At 65.3% G+C, this 13182-nt stretch carries 15 protein-coding genes; 9 read left to right on the forward strand and 6 right to left on the reverse strand.

The annotated features are described in order from the left end of the window. The first annotated feature begins 4 nt into the window (after positions 1 to 4). Positions 5 to 940, forward strand: a complete 936-nt coding sequence (locus LGM71_RS02480; protein WP_059590178.1) for an electron transfer flavoprotein subunit alpha/FixB family protein — start codon at positions 5 to 7, stop codon at positions 938 to 940. A gap of 322 nt (positions 941 to 1262) precedes the next feature. Here LGM71_RS02480 and LGM71_RS02485 read toward each other — a convergent pair whose 3' ends face one another. After that, positions 1263 to 2549, reverse strand: a complete 1287-nt coding sequence (locus LGM71_RS02485; protein ID WP_059599367.1) for a D-amino acid dehydrogenase — start codon at positions 2547 to 2549, stop codon at positions 1263 to 1265. Between the two features lie 144 nt (positions 2550 to 2693). On the opposite strand from LGM71_RS02485, the gene LGM71_RS02490 reads away from it, so the two are divergent. Both LGM71_RS02490 and LGM71_RS02495 read left to right on the forward strand, forming a co-directional pair. Then, positions 2694 to 3182, forward strand: coding sequence for an Lrp/AsnC ligand binding domain-containing protein (locus LGM71_RS02490; RefSeq protein WP_006762687.1), 489 nt, complete (start codon positions 2694 to 2696; stop codon positions 3180 to 3182). Between the two features lie 91 nt (positions 3183 to 3273). After that, complete coding sequence (locus LGM71_RS02495; RefSeq protein WP_226113913.1) at positions 3274 to 4452, forward strand: PA0069 family radical SAM protein; 1179 nt, start codon at positions 3274 to 3276, stop codon at positions 4450 to 4452. Between the two features lie 22 nt (positions 4453 to 4474). Here the strand turns inward: LGM71_RS02495 and LGM71_RS02500 are convergent, their stop codons facing one another. Together LGM71_RS02500 and LGM71_RS02505 are read right to left on the reverse strand one after the other, a co-directional pair. Further along, positions 4475 to 4945, reverse strand: coding sequence for an NINE protein (locus LGM71_RS02500; protein ID WP_059599369.1), 471 nt, complete (start codon positions 4943 to 4945; stop codon positions 4475 to 4477). Positions 4946 to 5055: 110 nt separating this feature from the next. Continuing rightward, a complete protein-coding gene (locus LGM71_RS02505; protein ID WP_226114239.1) occupies positions 5056 to 6195 on the reverse strand; it encodes a PQQ-dependent sugar dehydrogenase in 1140 nt (379 codons plus the stop codon). 153 nt (positions 6196 to 6348) lie between these two features. Here LGM71_RS02505 and rpsP point away from each other — a divergent pair, with 153 nt between their 5' ends. From rpsP to LGM71_RS02535, 6 genes are all read left to right on the forward strand, one after another. Continuing rightward, a complete protein-coding gene (gene rpsP / locus LGM71_RS02510; RefSeq protein WP_006476550.1) occupies positions 6349 to 6603 on the forward strand; it encodes a 30S ribosomal protein S16 in 255 nt (84 codons plus the stop codon). Positions 6604 to 6645: 42 nt separating this feature from the next. Further along, entirely contained in the window at positions 6646 to 7323 is a 678-nt protein-coding gene (rimM, locus tag LGM71_RS02515) for a ribosome maturation factor RimM (protein WP_124902131.1), read from the forward strand. Then, positions 7323 to 8117, forward strand: a complete 795-nt coding sequence (gene trmD / locus LGM71_RS02520) for a tRNA (guanosine(37)-N1)-methyltransferase TrmD (protein ID WP_059599372.1) — start codon at positions 7323 to 7325, stop codon at positions 8115 to 8117. Before rimM ends, trmD begins: the two co-directional genes overlap by 1 nt. 133 nt (positions 8118 to 8250) lie before the next feature. Next, positions 8251 to 8643 carry a 50S ribosomal protein L19 gene (rplS, locus tag LGM71_RS02525; RefSeq protein ID WP_006753174.1) on the forward strand — a complete coding sequence of 131 codons (393 nt, stop codon included), beginning with the start codon at positions 8251 to 8253 and terminating at the stop codon, positions 8641 to 8643. An 87-nt stretch (positions 8644 to 8730) separates the two neighbouring features. Then, complete coding sequence (locus LGM71_RS02530) at positions 8731 to 9417, forward strand: CoA pyrophosphatase (RefSeq protein ID WP_124623381.1); 687 nt, start codon at positions 8731 to 8733, stop codon at positions 9415 to 9417. Positions 9418 to 9537: 120 nt separating this feature from the next. Further along, positions 9538 to 10476, forward strand: a complete 939-nt coding sequence (locus LGM71_RS02535; RefSeq protein ID WP_059599374.1) for a CobD/CbiB family protein — start codon at positions 9538 to 9540, stop codon at positions 10474 to 10476. Between the two features lie 78 nt (positions 10477 to 10554). Here the strand turns inward: LGM71_RS02535 and LGM71_RS02540 are convergent, their stop codons facing one another. From LGM71_RS02540 to LGM71_RS02550, 3 genes are read right to left on the reverse strand one after another with little or no spacing between them, the layout of a single operon-like run. Further along, on the reverse strand, positions 10555 to 10872 hold the full coding sequence (locus LGM71_RS02540; protein ID WP_059678656.1) for a putative signal transducing protein: 318 nt from the start codon (positions 10870 to 10872) through the stop codon (positions 10555 to 10557). Between the two features lie 58 nt (positions 10873 to 10930). After that, positions 10931 to 11872, reverse strand: coding sequence for a ribosome small subunit-dependent GTPase A (gene rsgA / locus LGM71_RS02545; RefSeq protein ID WP_226113915.1), 942 nt, complete (start codon positions 11870 to 11872; stop codon positions 10931 to 10933). Further along, positions 11869 to 13128: a M48 family metallopeptidase gene (locus tag LGM71_RS02550; RefSeq protein ID WP_226113917.1), complete on the reverse strand. Its 1260-nt coding sequence runs from the start codon at positions 13126 to 13128 to the stop codon at positions 11869 to 11871. The genes rsgA and LGM71_RS02550 overlap by 4 nt, the downstream gene beginning before the upstream one ends. Positions 13129 to 13182: the final 54 nt, after the last annotated feature.

The raw sequence follows: 13182 nt of genomic DNA on the forward strand, positions 1-13182 counted from the left end.
AGAAATGACGATTCTGGTGATTGCAGAACATGACAACGCGTCGATCAAGGCCGCGACGCTGAACACGGTGGCGGCGGCCGCGAAGATCGGCGGTGACATTCACGTGCTGGTCGCGGGGCACAACGCGCAGGGCGCGGCCGATGCCGCAGCCAAGATCGCAGGCGTGTCGAAGGTGTTGCTGGCCGACGCGCCGCAGCTCGAAGCGGGCCTGGCGGAAAACGTCGAAGCGACCGCGCTGAACATCGCGAAGGACTACTCGCACATCCTCGCGCCGGCAACCGCCTACGGCAAGAACATCGCGCCGCGCATTGCCGCGAAGCTGGACGTCGCGCAGATTTCGGACATCACGGCGGTCGATTCGGCCGATACGTTCGAGCGCCCGATCTACGCAGGCAACGCGATCGCGACGGTGCAGTCGAGCGATCCGATCAAGGTGATCACGGTGCGTGCAACGGGTTTCGATCCGGTGGCGGCGGAAGGCGGCAGCGCGTCGGTCGAGAAGATCGAAGCGGCGGCAGATGCAGGCAAGTCGCAGTTCGTGAGCCGTGAGGTGACGAAGCTGGACCGTCCGGAGCTGACGTCGGCGAGCATCATCGTGTCGGGCGGCCGCGGTCTGGGTAGCGGTGAAAACTACACGAAGGTGCTGGAGCCTCTGGCCGACAAGCTGTCGGCAGCGCTTGGCGCATCGCGCGCGGCAGTCGATGCAGGCTACGTGCCGAACGACTATCAGGTCGGCCAGACCGGCAAGATCGTTGCGCCGCAGCTGTACATCGCGGTGGGCATCTCGGGTGCGATCCAGCACCTGGCCGGCATGAAGGATTCGAAGGTGATCGTCGCGATCAACAAGGATCCGGAAGCGCCGATCTTCAGCGTGGCCGATTACGGCCTCGTCGGCGACCTGTTCGCGCTCGTGCCGGAACTCGTGAACGAACTGGGCTGACACGGTGTGACTTGACGCATCGGCGGCAAGTACGCAGGACGAGGGGGCGCGATACGCGCCCCTTTTTTTGTGCGACGACAGAAGCGGGCGGGGTGTTCTGTCGGGCAGCGAGCCGTGCTCGCTCAATGCCGCGCCGAACATGTCGTCGTGCGGACAGGTGGGCCAGAAGCGTTGATCGTCGGCGCGAATGGCAACGACCGTGCGCGAGTCGACGGAGGCTCTGTTCCGAGCCCGCAACGCATTCGCTGTAACGAAAAAGGCGCCCTCGGGGCGCCTTCTTGGTTGATGCGGACCGGCCTGCGTCGCGGCGGGCCGTTCCGACTTATGCGTATGCCGGGCGCGTCTGGCCGGCTACGTCCTTCAGGTAGCGATGCACCGACAGGTCGTCGGCCTGGATTGCCGGCTTCTTGCCCGAGATCAGGTCGGCGAGCAGTTGGCCCGACCCGCACGACATCGTCCAGCCGAGCGTGCCGTGGCCGGTGTTCAGAAACAGGTTCGAGACCGGCGTGCGGCCGACGATCGGCGTGCCGTCCGGCGTCATCGGGCGCAGGCCTGTCCAGAACGTTGCCTTCGACGTGTCGCCGCCGCCCGGGAACAAGTCGTTCACGCACATTTCGAGCGTCTCGCGACGCGCGGCACGCAGGTTCTTGTCGAAGCCGACGATCTCCGCCATGCCGCCGACGCGGATGCGCTGGTCGAAACGCGTGATCGCGATCTTGTAGGTTTCGTCCAGCACCGTCGACACGGGCGCGGCCGTCTCGTCGACGATCGGCGCGGTGATCGAATAGCCCTTCAGCGGATAGACGGGGATCTTCATCAGGTTGGAGATGAAGTCGGTGGAGTACGACCCGAGCGCGACGACGTATGCATCCGCGCGCACCGTCTCGCTGCCGCACTGCACGCCGGCGATCTTGCCGCCCGCGATCGCGAGCGCGTCGATCGGCGTGTTGTAGCGGAACTTCACGCCGAGCGATTCTGCGAGCGCCGCGAGGCGCGTCGTGAACAGCTGGCAGTCGCCGGTTTCATCACCCGGCAGGCGCAGGCCGCCCGTCAGCTTGTGCGACACGGCGGCGAGCGCCGGTTCGGCATTCTTGAGCTCGGCCGGCGACAGCAGTTCGAACGGCACGTTGGCTTCCTGCAGCACCGCCATATCCTTCGCCGCGCCGTCGAGTTGCTGCTGCGTGCGGAACAGTTGCAGCGTGCCGCCCGTGCGGCCTTCGTACTGGATACCCGTGTCGGCGCGCAGCGCCTGCAGGCAATCGCGGCTGTATTCGGCGAGGCGGACCATGCGCCCCTTGTTGACTGCATAGCGCTCGGCCGTGCAGTTGCGCAGCATCTGCCACATCCACTGGAGCTGGAAGCGCGTGCCGTCGAGGCGAATCGCGAGCGGCGCGTGCTTCTCGAACATCCACTTGACGGCCTTCAGCGGCACGCCAGGCGCGGCCCACGGCGCGGCATAGCCGGGCGAGATCTGACCTGCGTTCGCGAAGCTCGTCTCGAGCGCCGGACCGGCTTCCCGGTCGATCACCGTGACTTCATGACCGGCGCGCGCGAGGTAATACGCGCTTGCCACGCCCACCACACCGCTGCCCAGAATGACGACTCGCATAGCTGCTCCAGATGGAAGGATCAGGTCGAGGCCGGGCGCACCTGCGTCTCCGTGTAACCTCTAGCTGATCTAGTTTTTTGCGCTATGGTATTGTCGAATGTGTAGGTTTTGTTATCGTATTTTTCAGGTTTTCAGCATAAACAAATGAGAACGCAACGCCAGCCAGTACGCTCGCTCGACAAGCTCGACCGGCGCATCCTCAAACTGCTCCAGGACGACGGCCGGATGGCGATGAAGGACCTCGCGGAGCAGGTCGGGCTGACCGTCACGCCGTGCATCGAACGCGTGCGGCGCATGGAGCGCGACGGCGTCATCACCGGCTATCACGCACGCGTCGATCCGGGACAACTGGGTGCCGCGTTGCTGGTGTTCGTCGAGATCACGCTCGGCCACAAGGGCGGCAACATGTTCGAGCAGTTCCGGCGCGAAGTGATGAAGATCGACGAGGTGCTCGAATGTCATCTCGTGTCCGGCGACTTCGACTACCTGATCAAGGCGCGGATCGGTGAAATGGCCGACTATCGCAAGCTGCTGGGCGACATCCTGCTGCAGCTGCCTGGCGCGGTGCAGTCGAAGAGCTATGTCGTGATGGAAGAAATCAAGGAGACGCTGACGATCTCGGTCGGCGAATGACCCTGGCTATGGCCTACGGTCCGTCCCTCTATCTCTCCCTTGGCATGCTGCACCCAATACTGTATAAATGTACAGTATTGGGTGCAGGGGAATGGGTGAGTGCATGGACGGTCGGTCCGACAACGAATTTCCGATAGCGCCGCCGGCGCCCCGCAAGGGGCGTGGTGCGGTCGACAACCTCCAGGGGCGATACGAAACGGCGCTGCGTGAAGCGGTCGACGACGGCTGGACCCACGAATCGGTCGACACCGATCTGCCGGCTCCGCTGCGCACGCAGGTGTTCGAGGAGCGCGCGAAGAGCATCCTCACGCACAACCAGTCGCCGGACATACCGTTCAGCGTGTCGCTCAATCCGTATCGGGGCTGCGAGCATGGCTGCATTTACTGCTTTGCGCGGCCGACCCATAGTTATCTCGGTCTGTCGCCGGGGCTCGATTTCGAGAGCCGCATCTATGCGAAGGTCAACGCTGCCGAATTGCTCGAGCGCGAGATTTCGCGCAAGCGCTACGTGCCGGAGCCTATCGCGCTTGGCGTCAACACCGATGCATACCAGCCCGTCGAGCGCGATCTGCGCATCACGCGCAGCGTGATCCAGGTGATGCACGATCACGGGCTGCCGTTCGCCGCGATCACGAAATCGTCACTGATCGAGCGCGATCTGGATCTGCTGGCCCCGATGGCCGAGCGCGGGCAGGTGATGGCCGCGGTCACGATCACGACGCTCGATGCCGATCTCGCGCGTACGCTCGAGCCGCGTGCGGCGACGCCGGCGCGCCGGCTGCGCACGATCCGCGCGCTGCGCGACGCGGGCGTGCCGGTGGGCGTCAGCATTGCACCGATGATCCCGTTCGTCACCGAGCCGGACATGGAGCGTGTGCTGGAAGCCTGTGCGGAAGCCGGCGCAACGCACGCGAGTTACATCATCCTGCGGCTGCCGTGGGAGGTCGCGCCGCTGTTCAAGAACTGGCTCTCCGCGCATTTCCCCGATCGCGCGGAGCGCGTGATGAACCGCGTGCGCGACATGCGCGGCGGGAAGGACTACGACTCGGATTTCGCGAAGCGGATGAAGGGCGAGGGAATCTGGGCAGACCTGTTGCGGCAGCGGTTCCGTCAGGCCGTGAAGCGGCTCGGGTTGAACGAGCGCGCGAACGGCATTCTGGATCTGTCGCAGTTTCGCGGTGCGCCGGCGACCGGGGCGGCAGCGCAGCGCCCGATGGCGGGCGCAACCGGCGCGACGTCGCGTGACGACGTGCAGCTGAGGCTGTTCTGAGCTGACCGACACGCGTCGGTGCTTATTGCGAGATTTGCTTCGCCGCTTCGACTTGCGATTCGAAGTATGTCTGGAAGGACAGCGCGAGCGCGGTCATCAGCAGGAACGCACCGATCAGCAGCGAGAAGATCACGATGAAGATCACCGTCCAGCCTGACTGGCTGTGCTTGCCGGTATCGGCATTGAATTGCGCGTCCCATTTCTCGTCGGGGCGCAGGCCGTAGACGAGCGCGGCGAGGAACGCAGCCAGAAGCGAGATCGCACCCGGCACGGCGAGCCACCAGCCGAGGTTGGCACTGCGCTGGGTCGCGGCGAGCAGCAGGAAACCCGGGATCCCGACGATCGTCGCGAGCAGGTGCGCCCAGCCGTACACGTCGCGAAAGCCGTACAGGTAGAAGCGGTGCGCACCGAGCGAGCCGAGGAGGAACGCGAGGGCGGCGGTGAGCGTCTTGGAGCGAAAGCGGCGGGACGACGATGCGGTGCTGCTGGACATGGATGGCGGCGGATTATCGTTGGCATGGGCGGCCGGCAGGCCGGCGCGGGGCGCGTGGCCCGGCAGGCATTCTACGATGCCCGGTCCGGCCGGGTCACCCCTTGCCTGCGTCAAGGTGCCGCATAGGTGACGCGATAGATGGTGCCTGCGTAGTCGTCGCTGACGAGCAGCGAGCCGTCGGGCAGCGGCAGTACGTCGGCCGGGCGCCCCCACACGGTGCCGTCCGCTCGCAGCCAGCCGGTGATGAACGGTGTCTGGCTTGCGTGGCTGCCGTCGGCCGACACGACCGCGCGCATCACGCGATAGCCGACCTTCGTGCTGCGATTCCACGAACCGTGCTCGGCAATGAAGATGTTGTTGCGATAGGACGCCGGAAACATCGGCCCCGTATAGAAGCGCATGCCGAGTGCCGCGACGTGCGCGCCAAGTTTCAGCACGGGCGGCACGTAGCGGTGGCACACGTCGGCGCTCCCGAATTCAGGGTCAGGCGTGTCGCCGCCGTGGCAGTACGGAAAGCCGAAATCGAGGCCTGCGCGCGGCGCACGGTTCAGTTTGTCGTCGGGCACGTCGTCGCCCATCAAGTCGCGCCCGTTGTCGGTGAACCACAGCTCGCGCGAATCGGGGTGCCAGGCAAAGCCGACGGTATTGCGCACGCCGCGGGCAAACACTTCTCGGCCGCTGCCGTCCGCGTTCATGCGTGCGATGATCGCGTATCGGCCGCGATCGGCGAGGCACACGTTGCACGGTGCGCCGGTTGGCACGTAGAGCTTGCCGTCGGGGCCGAATGCGATGAATTTCCAGCCGTGATGATGATCGGTCGGCAGCGCGTCCGTCACGACCGCCGGCGCCGGAGGACTGGCGAGCCGGTCGTCGATGTGGTCGAGGCGCAGAATGCGCGACACGGCGGAGATATAGAGCGCGCCGTCGCGATACGCGACGCCGACGGGCATGTCGAGCCCCGATGCGATCACGTATCGGGCCGTGATCCGGCCCTCCTGCATCACAAATGCATGCACGCGACCTTCCTGCGACCCGACATACAGGATTCCGCGGGGCGACCATGCCATTTCGCGGGCGGTCGGCACGGCGTCGGTCAGCACGTCGACATGGAAGCCGGATGGCACGACGAGTTTGTCCACCGGCGTTGCGGCGCAAGCCGCGGTGGCTGCAAGACAGGTGACGAGGCCGGTCAGCAAGCCCGCGAGGCGGTGCTGCGCGCGGCGCGCCTGGGTGACGCAAAATAGCGGCATGGCGGCGGTGAGCGTCGTGGACACGACGATTGTATGCCTGGCGCGCAGGGAGTCCGTGGAATTTTTGCGCGTAAGTGTTTGTTGTGGCTTTGGTTTCCGGCTATAATCGCACGTTTCAGTAGTTTCGAACCCGGTTTCCCCGAAGGATTTCATATGGTTATCATCCGTCTGGCTCGCGGCGGCTCGAAGAAGCGCCCGTTCTACAACATCGTCGCTACCGATTCGCGCAACCGTCGTGACGGCCGCTTCATCGAGCGCGTCGGCTTCTACAACCCGGTCGCTACGAAGGGCGAATCGCTGCGTATCGCTCAGGACCGTCTGACGTACTGGCAAGGCGTTGGCGCGCAACTGTCGCCGACCGTTCAGCGTCTCGTGAAGGAAGCGCAAAAGGCGCAACCGGCTGCCTAACATGGCGCGGTGTGCCGGTCGTGCCGGCTGCAAGGAGCATTGATGTCCGGTCACGATTCCGGTAACGCAAAGCGCGGGCGAGCGTCGTTTGGCGCATTCGTCCGCAAGCCGGTCGAGCGCGACACTGTCGCGAGCGCCGGTGAGGCTGCCGAGTCGGGCAGTCTCGAGGCGGTGCAAGCCTGGCCCGACGATGCTGTCGAGGTCGGGGCGGTAGTCGACGCCTACGGCCTGAAAGGCTGGGTCAAGGTGGCGACGCATGCCGACGCCGGTCGTGGCGGCGATGCGTTGCTCAACGCGCGCTGCTGGTGGCTGGAACGGGGTGGGGAGCGGTTGTCCGCTCGCATCCTGCAGTCGAAGACGCACGGCGACACTGTCGTCGCGCATACCGCGGGTGTCAGCGACCGCGATGCCGCGCTGGCTTTGCGCGGCTTTCGCGTGTTCGTGCGCCGGGAAGATTTCCCGGTATTGGCCGCGGACGAATTCTATTGGGTCGACCTGATCGGCCTCGAGGTCGTCAACGAGCAATCGGTGGCGCTCGGGACGGTGAGCGGGATGATCGACAACGGCGTGCATTCGATCATGCGCGTCGAGTATCCGGCAGTCGGCAAGGATGGTCGGCCGACCACCGGCGAACGGCTGATTCCGTTCGTCGGCGTCTACGTCAAAACGGTGGATCAGGCGGCACGTCGCATCGTCGTCGACTGGGAAGCCGATTACTAATGAACCAGGTTACGGAGAGCGCGGTGCAGTTTGACGTCGTCACGCTCTTTCCCGAAATGTTCCGCGCGCTGACCGACTGGGGTATCACCAGCCGTGCCGTGAAGCAGGGGCGCTTCGGGCTGCGCACCTGGAATCCGCGTGATTTCACGACGGACAACTACCGCACGGTCGACGATCGCCCGTACGGCGGCGGTCCGGGCATGGTGATGCTGGCCAGGCCGCTCGAGGCTGCGATCGGTGCGGCGAAAGCAGCGCAGGCGGAGCAGGGCGTCGCGAGCACGCGTGTGGTGATGATGTCACCGCAAGGTGCGCCGTTCACGCACGAACGTGCGGTGCGAATGGCACAGGAGCCGGGTGTCATCGTGCTGTGTGGCCGCTACGAGGCGATCGATCAGCGTCTGCTCGACCGTTGCGTTGACGAGGAAATCAGCCTCGGCGATTTCGTTCTGTCCGGCGGCGAACTGCCGGCGATGGCGATGATGGATGCCGTTGTGCGCCTGCTGCCCGGCGTGCTGAACGATGCGCAGTCGGCCGTGCAGGACAGCTTCGTCGACGGGCTGCTTGATTGTCCGCATTACACGCGCCCCGAGGAGTACGAGGGGATGCGCGTGCCGGACGTGCTGCTCGGTGGCCATCATGCCGAGATCGAGCGGTGGCGGCGCCAGGAAGCATTGAGAAATACGTTGCGGAAGCGGCCGGACCTGATCGTCCGGGCGCGCCGCGAGAAGTTGTTGAGCCGTGCCGACGAGGCCTGGCTTGCGAACCTCGCACGCGAAGCGAAGAACGCCTCCTGAGGCGGCGTCGCGGGCGGGAAATGGCGGTGCCGTGCATGCGTGCGCGGCGCCTGATGTGAATCCATCCTCTATCGGGGCCAAGCCTGGAAGCAGGCGGGTGCAAACGCCGACAAGATGGCTTTAGGAGTCAGTGATGAATCTGATTGCAAAACTTGAGCAGGAAGAGATCGAGCGCGCGCTCGCCGGCAAGACGATCCCCGAATTCGCCCCGGGCGACACGGTGATCGTGAACGTGAACGTGGTTGAAGGTAACCGCAAGCGCGTTCAGGCGTACGAAGGCGTCGTGATCGCGATTCGCAACCGTGGTCTGAACTCGAACTTCATCGTCCGCAAGATCTCGTCGGGCGAAGGCGTCGAGCGTACGTTCCAGACCTACTCGCCGCTGCTGGCGAGCATCGTCGTGAAGCGTCGCGGTGATGTGCGTCGTGCGAAGCTGTACTACCTGCGCGAGCGTTCGGGCAAGTCGGCTCGAATCAAGGAAAAGCTGGTGTCGAAGGATCGCGCCGCAGCAGCTTCCCAAGAGTAAGAGCTGTAAGGAAAAAGCACCCACCCGGGTGCTTTTTTCATTCTGGCGCGACAATATGCTCGATACGTCACGAACTCGAGACCCCGATTGAATCGCCGCCCCATCATTGATCCCGAAGTGCTGCCGGTCGAAGGCACCGGCGCCGGCCTGCCGTCCATCGAATCCCGCTTGATGACGCCGCCCGGGCTGCGCGAGCGTTTCGCGCGCACGCTCGAATGGAGCGTCGAGCCCGGAGAGGTACGGCTGCAGGAGGGCGTCGATCCGCGCAGCGCTGCCGTTCTTATCCCGCTCGTCGTTCGCGAGAGCGGTCTCACCGTGCTGCTGACCCAGCGCGCCGATCACCTGAACGACCATGCCGGGCAGATCAGCTTTCCCGGTGGTCGCCGCGAGCCGTTCGATCGCGATGCGACGGCGACCGCGTTGCGCGAGGCGAAGGAAGAAATCGGCCTGGCCGCCGAACCGGTGGAGATTCTCGGTGCGCTGCCCGACTACCTGACGGGGACCGGCTTCTGCGTGACGCCCGTCGTGGGTCTCGTGCATCCCCCGTTCACCGTGCAGGCCGACACGTTCGAAGTTGCCGAGATTTTCGAGGTGCCGCTCGCGTTCCTGATGAGTCCGTCGAACCACCAGGTGCGCGTGTTCCGCTGGGAAGGCGGCGAGCGTCGTTTTTTTGCGATGCCGTATCCGAACGGCGAATCGGCCGGGTATTACTTCATCTGGGGCGCAACTGCCGGCATGTTGCGCAATCTGTACCGCTTCTTGGCAGCTGGATAGCATCCCACCCGAACCTGCGCACGCGGCCGGCTGACGGCCCGTCGCGTCGGCAGCCATGCGCCCCTTACGCTGTGCTATCGTTATGCAAAAAATGACATAACTCCGAAGACGGCACCACGCATGACTTTCTTTTCGGTTCTTCTCGCCCTCATCATCGAACAGGTCCGCGCGTTGTCACCGAGCAATCCGGTGTTCGCGCTGTTCCAGTTTCATGCGGAAACCGTCGCCCATGGCCTCGACGCCGGCAAGCAAAAGCATGGCCTGCTCGCATGGATCGCAGTCGTGCTGCCGTGGGTTCTGGTCGTCGCGCTGATCTACTTCCTGCTGTTCAAGGTGAGCTTCGTGCTCGCGTTCATCTGGAACGTCGTCGTCGTGTATTTCACGCTCGGCTTCCGCCAGTTCAGCCACTACTTCACCGATATCCATCTCGCGCTCAACAACGACGACGTGCCGCGGGCGCGTGAAATCCTGCACGAGTGGACGGGCCTCGATACGGTCGACATGCCGGTCGGTGAAATCGTCCGCCATACGCTGATTCATGCGGTCGTTGCGTCGCATCGCCACGTGTTCGGCGTGTTCTTCTGGTACGTGCTGCCGATCGGTCCGGCCGGAGCCGTGCTGTACCGCATCTCCGAATATCTTGCGCGCAGCTGGTCGACGCCGGGCGACGATCGCACGGCCGCGTTCTCGACGTTCGCGCAGCGCGCGTTCTTCGTGATCGACTGGATTCCGTCGCGACTGACCGCGCTCGGCTTCGCGATCGTCGGCAACTTCGAGGATGCGATCTACGCATGGCGCAATCACACGCGCCAGTGGCCCGACCCGAACGACGGCGTGCTGCTCGCGGCCGGCAGCGGCGCGCTCGGCGCGCGCCTCGCGGGGCCGCTCGCGGAACCGTCGAGTCTCGACGCGTTGGCGGTTGGTGACAGCGGCCCGTTGACGGTCGGTGATGATTGCACGCCGCGCACGCTGCAGTCCGCGGTCGGCCTGGTTTGGCGCGCCGTGATCCTGTGGATGATCCTGCTGTTGATGCTGACGCTGGCCGTCTGGGTGTCTTGACGCGGCAGCGAACATGCGCGATGAAACGAAAAGGCCGGCTTCATGCCGGCCTTTTTGCTGTGCGTCCGGTCAGTCCGCTCAGTCGTCGAGTGGATCGCGTACGGCGCCGCATTGCCAGCATGCGGTGAACTGGGCCTCCAGCGCCTCGCCGCATTGGCGGCAGCGCCACGGAACGGCGCCGGCCGACGGGCCGTGCGACGCCGCATCGAGGAGCCGCCGGGCGAGTGCATCGTCGCGCTCGTCGTCGAGCCACAGCTCGGGGGCGCAAGCGTCGGCGGGCAAGCCGCCGAGCGCGCCGGTCGCGTAGCAGTTGTGCAATTCGCAGCCGATGCCGGCCACCTGCAGCACATTCGCCCAATGCTGCGCGGTGGCGAGATCGGGGGCCTTGAAACGCATCGCGGCTCCTGTCGGTGAAGGCCGGGCCGGCCCCGGCCGCCTTCTGTCCGCCGTGCGGTCAGCGGACGATCTGGCTTGCCTCGTGCACGAGCTGCGCGTAAAGCGCATGCCGCGACGGTGAAATGCGGCGGTCGGAGACTGCTTCGAGAATCGCGCAGCCCGGCTCGTGCAGATGATGACAATTATAGAAACGGCAGTCCGCGAGCAGCGGGCGGAATTCCGGGAACGCGCGCTCGAGGCGGCCTTCCGTCAGGTGGTAGAGGCCGAATTCCTGGAAGCCCGGCGAATCGATCAGTGCGCCGCCGCCTTCGAGCGGGTAGAGGCGCGTGAACGTCGTCGTATGGCGGCCGCTGTTGAGCGCGGCCGAGATTTCGCGGGTCGCGGCTTCGGCATCGGGCACGAGCAGGTTCACGAGCGTCGACTTGCCCATCCCGGACTGGCCGAGCAGGATCGTCGAATGCCCGGCCAGATGCGGCATCAGTTGCGCGCGCGCATCGTCGGGCGAGCCCTTCACCGACAGTTCGAGCACGTCGTAGCCGAGCGCGCGGTAGGGCGCGAGGCGCTCGCGGGCGACCGGCAGCGCGGCCTCGACGTCGATCTTGTTCAGCACGACGAGCGGCTTCAATTCGTTCGCTTCGGCCGCGATCAGCGCGCGGCCGAGGAGGTCTTCGCTGAAATAGGGCTCGGTTGCGAGCACGATCAGCAGCTGGTCGAGGTTGGCCGCGAACAGCTTCGACTTGAACTGGTCGGAACGGTACAGCAGGTTGCGCCGCTCGCCGATCTCGACGATCACGCCCTGGTCCGCCGACGCCTGTTCGTACACGACGCGGTCGCCGACCGCGATCTCGCTTTTCTTGCCGCGGGGGAAGCACTGCAGCATCGGGCCGCCGTCGTCGGGCGCGACGATGTAGTGGCGGCCGTGCGCCGCGATCACGCGGCCTTCGACACGCGACGCGCCTGATGCGCGCGCAGCCGGCTTGCGGGAGGTCGGCCGGCTCATGCGTGCTGCATCAGGCGGTCGATCCGCTGCGACGCCGGCGGATGCGAGTAGTAGAAGGCCGTGTAGACCGGGTCCGGCGTGAGGGTCGACGCGTTGTCCTCGTAAAGCTTCACGAGCGCGCTGATGAGATCCTGCGCGTCGGTCTGGCTGGCCGCGAACGCGTCGGCCTCGAATTCATGCTTGCGCGACGTGAGGCTGCTGAACGGCGTCGCGAAGAACAGGAACACGGGGATCGCGAGGAAGAACAGCACGAGCGCGGCGCCCGCGTTGCTCGTGTCGAGCGAAGGCGTGACGCCAAGCCCCGTGTAGAACCACGTGCGCTGCGCGAGCCAGCCGAGCAGCGCGAGCAGCACGAGGCTCAGCACGAACGACACGAGCATCCGCTTCATTACGTGGCGGCGCTTGAAGTGGCCGAGTTCGTGCGCGAGCACGGCCTCGATCTCCTGGCCGGACAGCCGCGCGAGCAGCGTGTCGAAGAACACGATCCGCTTCGATGCGCCGAAGCCCGTGAAATAGGCGTTGCCGTGCGCGGAACGGCGGCTGCCGTCCATCACGAACAGGCCCTTCGCCGCGAAGCCGCACCGTTTCATCAGCGACTCGATGCGCGTGCGCAGCGCTTCGTCCTTCAGCGGTTCGAACTTGTTGAAGATCGGCGCGATGAAGGTCGGGTAGATCAGCAGCACGAGCATCTGGAATGCAACCCAGACGATCCAGGTCCACAGCCACCACAGGCTGCCGGCCTGGTTCATCAGCCACAGCACGACGAACAGCAGCGGCAGGCCGAGCACGGCGCCGAGCAGCGTGTTCTTCAGCATGTCAGTGAAGAACAGGCGCTTGGTCATGCGGTTGAAGCCGAACCGCTGTTCGATCCCGAACTGGCGGTAATACTCGAACGGCACGTCGATCACGCTCATGGTTGCGAGCACGGCGGCGACGAGCGCGACCTGCTGCCCGTAGCCGCGGCCGAACCAGCCCGTCAGCAGCGTGTCGAGGGCACCGACGCCGCCGAGCAGCGTGAGGCCGACCAGCACGGCCGCGCTGACGACGATTTCAAACATCGCCAGCCGGGTGCGCTCGACCGTGTAGTCGGCCGCGCGTTGGTGGGCGGTCAGCGGAATAGTGGCGCTGAACTGCGCGGGCACGCCGTTACGGTGTGCGGCGACGAAGCGGATCTGCCGCGACGCGAGCCACAGCTTGGTGACGACCATCGCGAGCACGGCGAGCGCGAACAGCAGGGTGAACGAAGAGGGTGACATCGAAGGCGCCAAAGGGTTCTATGCGAGAATTATATGTTCTTGCGGACCGGGCCC

Source organism: Burkholderia sp. AU33545 (genome assembly GCF_020419685.1).
GTDB lineage: Bacteria > Pseudomonadota > Gammaproteobacteria > Burkholderiales > Burkholderiaceae > Burkholderia > Burkholderia diffusa.